This window comes from Xenorhabdus yunnanensis (assembly GCF_028598805.1).
Lineage (GTDB): Bacteria > Pseudomonadota > Gammaproteobacteria > Enterobacterales > Enterobacteriaceae > Xenorhabdus > Xenorhabdus yunnanensis.
In genome coordinates this window covers 1-5131 of sequence record NZ_JAQRFI010000096.1, presented here as the reverse complement: position 1 = coordinate 5131, position 5131 = coordinate 1, and the positions used below count along the sequence as shown (strand labels likewise).

Below are 5131 nucleotides of genomic sequence, written 5' to 3'. Positions count from 1 at the left end.
ACTCCAATTTAAATTCGGGGCTGAAACTTCTTTTCATCATGTCACCTGTTGAATTATCGAAGTGAGCATATCACCTCTATAACGGTGACCAAAATCATTGAACCACATCAAATTCAATCGTGCCGGGGTGAATGCGGAGGTGATGACGGCCAGTACGCCGCCCGAAGAGAGAGAGCTGATCATCCATCGGTTTGAGCAGGGGGCGACGAAAATTATCGTTAATATCGGAGTTCTCGTGGCAGGTTTTGACAGTGATGTCCGCTGCATCATTTATGCCCGTCCCACCAAGTCTGAGATCCGTTGGTTGCAGTCAATCGGTAGGGGCCTGCGTACTGCCAAGGGTAAAGACCGGTGCATCATTCTGGATCACTCCGGTTCTGTTCACCGCCTCGGCTACCCCGATGATATCGAATATGACGAACTGCCCCGTAAGAATGACGGCATGAAAACCCGTGACAGTTACCGGGAACAGGAGAAGCGGGAGAAGTTACCGAAAGAATGCCCGTCCTGTCATTACATGAAGCCTGCCGGGGTTTATGTCTGTCCGAAGTGTGACTTTAAGCCGCTGGTGGGGGAAGACATTGATGTCGATACCAGTCGCACCATCAAAAAGCTCGACAAGAAAGCGCGCGTCTACACACAGGACGAAAAGCAAAGTTTCTACTCGCAGTTGAAGTACTACCAGAATCAACGGGCGTCACAGGGCAAGGCGATCAGTAACGGCTGGGTAGCCAACACCTTTAAAGACAAGTTCGGCGTCTGGCCTCGCGGACTCTATGACACCCCGCAGGAACTGACACCCGAAGTGAACAACTTCATCAAGCATAAACAAATTGCCTGGGCAAAATCCCGCAAGAAGTCAGAACAAACACAGCAGTCCAGCCACGAACAGCAGGAAATACGCCTTGAGGTTGCCCGCCAGAAGGTGCGCGATATCCGTGAACAACTGGGCACCTCAGCCTATCAGGGAGACACACCGTGAACAGAATAAAAACGACCGAGGCCGTTATTGGCCGCTGGCCTGAAATCTTTGCTTATTACAAATTGCCTCCGGTGACAGGAAAAAGGCATTTCAAGGGCAACTGTCCAATCTGTAAGCAGAAAGGCAAATTCCGCATTGATGATCGGGATGGCAGGGGGACGTTTATCTGCACCTGTAATGCGGGGGACGGTTGGAAGTTACTCACCCTGACACAGGGGAAAGACTACAAGACATTAGCGGACGAGATTGATCTGTTGCTGGGTATCCAGTCAGACAAGCGCAGCGTAGTGAAAAAAGAGACCAATATCACCAAATTCAGAAACAAAGTCACTGCCTGTTACCCTAATTTATCTCACCTGAAAGGCACGCAGGGGGAAGCCTATCTGCGCAGCCGGGGCATTCATGTTTTGCCCGCCGACAACGTGAAGTACTGCCCCGAACAGCCTGTTCGTAACGGAAAACTGCAAGCGCTTTGGGCACTGGTGACCGATGCGAAAGGGACATTATGTTATCTGCACCGTACCTACCTTGACGGGGATAAAAAGGCCGATATCACGCCTCAGAAGAAACTGGATGCCATGCAGGAAGAAGCTTATCGCGATCACGCTCAGTCACCGGCAATTCGCCTTTTTCCGGTCGATTCGACACTGGGGATCGCAGAAGGCATCGAAACCGCGCTTTCCTGCAAACAGATTTACGGTGTCAACACGTGGTCAGTGGTGCATGCGGGGTTTATGGAGCGCTTTCTGGTGCCCAATGGCGTTAAGCATTTAATCATCTTCGCAGATAACGACTGGAGCGCCACAGGTCATGCAGCGGCCACGGCGTGCGCGACTAAAAACCTAAAGGCGAATAACGACTTGGAAAGGGTCAGTGTCCGCTGGAGTGATAACGGGGATTTTAACGATTTATTGATGAACGGCGAGCAAGCCCGACAGTTGGAATTTACGAAAAAGACAGCGGAGACAGCATAATGCGTGATAACGATATCCACTATTTGTTAGAGAGGTGGGGGGCATGGGCTGCGGCAGATAATAGCGGTGTAGATTGGTCACCAATAGCAGCAGGATTCAAGGGGCTGTTACCATCCACCAATAAATCACGGCCTCAGTGTACAGATGATGAAGGGATTATGGTTGATAGCTGTGTTGCTAGGTTGAAGAAGCATCGGCCTGATGAATATGAATTACTGATATTACACTATGTGTATGGTGTATCGCTAAGAAAGATAGCGAAGCGGCGGAAGTGTTCAGATGGAACGGTGAGAAAGGATATTCAGACTGCTTTAGGGTTTGTTGCAGGAGTATTGAGTTTTATAAATTATAAGTAAATTTTATTTTTCGCTGGTTTGTCGTAACATTAGTTTAATGTTTTCTCTTATTATTATTAATGAATTCAACATAAAACAAATTGTTAACACGGCAAGCCAGATGCATGTTATGGATGCAATTAAATTATCTGCAAGTCCAATTGTAAATTGTGATATAGCTGTTATTATCGCTAACCAAATTGAATAATTTAGAAAATATGACAAACGATCTAGAGGTTTGAACAATTCTCGTTCATCAATGTTTTCGATTTTATCTATTCTATTGGATCGAATAAATATTTCTTTATATTCATTAGTGGAAAATAATTTATCTTTTAAATTAACAATAACAAAGGTATGAAGTGATAGTAAAAATGAGCCCACAGAAATAAATCCTGAGAAAAGATAACCCCGTAAATTTTTCTGATAGAAATTATAGAAAGGAATTGAAGAAAAAGAATCTTTATAGATAAACATTGCCAATGTTATAATAAAAAATGATATGATAAAGAGCACGAAAAATTGCACTCTCATTGTCTGATGGATATAGCTTTTAATTAAACTCATGTTTGTTATCACCACTGATAATCTGGTTTTTAATTATAGCAATTATCTCATTGTTTTTATAGTTTTGGTTTGTGAGTCCATTAACTTTATCTGCCAACAAATCAAAGTCATAACTCTCTAAAAAAGTAGGACAATTGAAAAAATCGACTACTTTTTCATTATTAGAGTAATCAACCGCAACAACTCTTCCTTTAACTATTTCTGGTATATTTCTTACAAGGTTATTAAGTTTTTGTGCAATTAATCCTGTTTTTTTTCTTTCACTGGTATCAATATTGAATGTAACATCAATATTTCTTGATGATTCTTCTGTTGCTATCATCTCTGGGTTAGAGAAGACTATGGAGTCAAATCTAAAATCAGCTGATTTTATTTCCTTAAACGATGCTAACATTTTTTCTAAATTATTCTTATTTAAGATGATTGAAAATTTAGGCCTGTCACTATATTTTTTATTGATTTCTTTAATCTTACTTTTTTTGGGGGAGTCACCTAGATTCTTTATCTCACCCTCTTGTTTAGCTCTTATATACTCGTTTGTTCTAGTTTGAAACTGAGAAAACAATGCATTTATTGAGCAGGAGCCGTGATAATAAAGGTATATTCCTTTTAGGTTCTGTTTTTTCAAGCAGAAAAAATTAAAACTAACAAGTTTCTCATCCCCTTTTAGATCCTCCACTTCAACTTTGAAATCTTTATCATTAAATTTTGATTTGAAATTTTTCTTTTGGTTTCTGAATGTTAACACAAGACCTGTGTAGAAATTATTATCATCACTTAATAATATCTTTCGGATATAGTCAGTACGCGTAATTTTGGAATCGGAACAGTTGATTAGATGATTCATAATATCTCTAGTGTCAATATTGTTGTTATCATTTTTTATACTAAAACCAATACTTTTTATCTGCATGACATAATATCCTTGATGCACCATCAATTTTTGTTGAGGTAGTTTGTGTTGCACGAGTAATAAGCATAACTATGCTCATAATACATTAACGCGTACGCAAAAATCATGCTATTGTGATAAGAGTGAAAACTATGTCACATAACTTACCGAATTAAGAAGCCTCACTAAATCAAGTGGGGCTTTTTCATTTCTACCCGTCGTAAATCCAACTACGAAATATCTTTTCGTAGTTCGAAATCCCGACATGGGAATTTACATAACGGAACAAATTCAAGTGGTTCTGGCATATCGCGCAACCATACAATCATTTAACGCGACAAAAGATTGCATTATTTGACAAAATGGCGCATATTATAAGTGCGCTTCCGCAGGCGTATGCGTTCAGCTCCGCATGTAGTACAACACCGCCGAAGAGGGTTAAACAATGGCTATTAGTATCCGTTTAGATGATGACTTCGTGAGCGATGTAAAGGTTCACGCAGAAGCTTCAAGCAGGAGTGTGCCAAAGCAAATCGAGCATTGGGCAAAAATAGGTCGCATCGCCGAAGATAACCCAGATTTGCCATACTCCTTTATCCTTGATTCGTTACTAGCGAAAAGCGAAGTCGACAATGGTAAGGTGTCGCGTTATGTCAGAAGGACAAAAAAGTCCCAAGATTGATGTTTATGAGACAAGGCGTTTCTCTAAAGCGTTATCTAAATTACCTGAAAATCTTCTTGCAGTAGTGGAAGATGAGATAGAGAAAATTATCGACGACCCCGAGATTGGCGAGCAGAAGAAAGGCGATTTAAGTTTTCTTCGCGTTCACAAATTTCAGTTAAATAACCAGCTAACATTGTTGGGATATCATTGGGTTGAAGAAAAAATAGAACTATACCTGTTGAATTTTGGTTCTCATGAAAATTTCTATCAGGAACAAAAGCGACACAGGAAAGACGATTTAAAGTTTATTAAATAACACATAAGGCCTCGCATTCGCGGGGCTTTTTCATATCTGGAACTTTGGCGTAGAGGGTTCGCGCGGAGGCCTGAAGAGTATTAGGACTCGGTTCGATTCCGAGAGGTTCCACCAAATTATCGAAGGTCGCTGAGGCGGACTTTTTGTTTTCTGGCTGCACCAACAGAGCGGGAGGCGGAGCGGTGAAATACATGAGAAGTAAATCACGTAGCGCCCAAGAAAATATCGATCAACTTAAGCAGCTTTTCCCAGAGGTATTTTCGGAAGGAAAGATTGACTTCGATGCTCTGAAAGCGGTGCTGGGTGAAGCTATCGATGATTCTGACGAGCGCTATAACTTCATCTGGCAGGGTAAGGCTCGCGCGCGTCAAATAGCTCAGACTCCATCAACCGGCACACTA

The 5131-nt window shown here is 41.7% G+C and carries 6 protein-coding genes, 1 tRNA gene and 2 pseudogenes; 7 read left to right on the top strand and 2 right to left on the bottom strand.

All coding sequences use genetic code 11. From position 1 onward, the window contains the following. Positions 1-106 precede the first annotated feature (106 nt). The 3 genes and pseudogenes from PSI23_RS20165 to PSI23_RS20155 form a co-directional block, all read left to right on the top strand. Positions 107-982: pseudogene (locus PSI23_RS20165) on the top strand (DEAD/DEAH box helicase); the annotation flags it as partial. After that, positions 979-1956: a DUF7146 domain-containing protein gene (locus PSI23_RS20160; RefSeq protein ID WP_273556746.1), complete on the top strand. Its 978-nt coding sequence runs from the start codon at positions 979-981 to the stop codon at positions 1954-1956. The pseudogene PSI23_RS20165 and the gene PSI23_RS20160, both read left to right, overlap by 4 nt. Beyond that, positions 1956-2312, top strand: coding sequence for an antiterminator Q family protein (locus tag PSI23_RS20155; protein ID WP_273556745.1), 357 nt, complete (start codon positions 1956-1958; stop codon positions 2310-2312). The genes PSI23_RS20160 and PSI23_RS20155 overlap by 1 nt, the downstream gene beginning before the upstream one ends. A gap of 3 nt (positions 2313-2315) precedes the next feature. Here the strand turns inward: PSI23_RS20155 and PSI23_RS20150 are convergent, their stop codons facing one another. Further along, positions 2316-2858, bottom strand: a complete 543-nt coding sequence (locus PSI23_RS20150) for a hypothetical protein (RefSeq protein ID WP_273556744.1) — start codon at positions 2856-2858, stop codon at positions 2316-2318. Next, complete coding sequence (locus tag PSI23_RS20145; RefSeq protein ID WP_273556743.1) at positions 2845-3771, bottom strand: hypothetical protein; 927 nt, start codon at positions 3769-3771, stop codon at positions 2845-2847. The genes PSI23_RS20150 and PSI23_RS20145 overlap by 14 nt, the downstream gene beginning before the upstream one ends. A 424-nt stretch (positions 3772-4195) precedes the next feature. Here PSI23_RS20145 and PSI23_RS20140 point away from each other — a divergent pair, with 424 nt between their 5' ends. The 4 genes and pseudogenes from PSI23_RS20140 to PSI23_RS20125 all read left to right on the top strand — a co-directional run. Further along, a complete protein-coding gene (locus PSI23_RS20140; RefSeq protein WP_198691279.1) occupies positions 4196-4432 on the top strand; it encodes a ParD-like family protein in 237 nt (78 codons plus the stop codon). After that, a complete protein-coding gene (locus tag PSI23_RS20135; RefSeq protein ID WP_069315410.1) occupies positions 4401-4730 on the top strand; it encodes a type II toxin-antitoxin system RelE/ParE family toxin in 330 nt (109 codons plus the stop codon). The genes PSI23_RS20140 and PSI23_RS20135 overlap by 32 nt, the downstream gene beginning before the upstream one ends. A gap of 38 nt (positions 4731-4768) precedes the next feature. Next, positions 4769-4844 (top strand) — tRNA-Phe (locus tag PSI23_RS20130). A 77-nt stretch (positions 4845-4921) separates the two neighbouring features. Continuing rightward, a pseudogene (locus tag PSI23_RS20125) lies at positions 4922-5131 on the top strand (hypothetical protein); the annotation flags it as partial.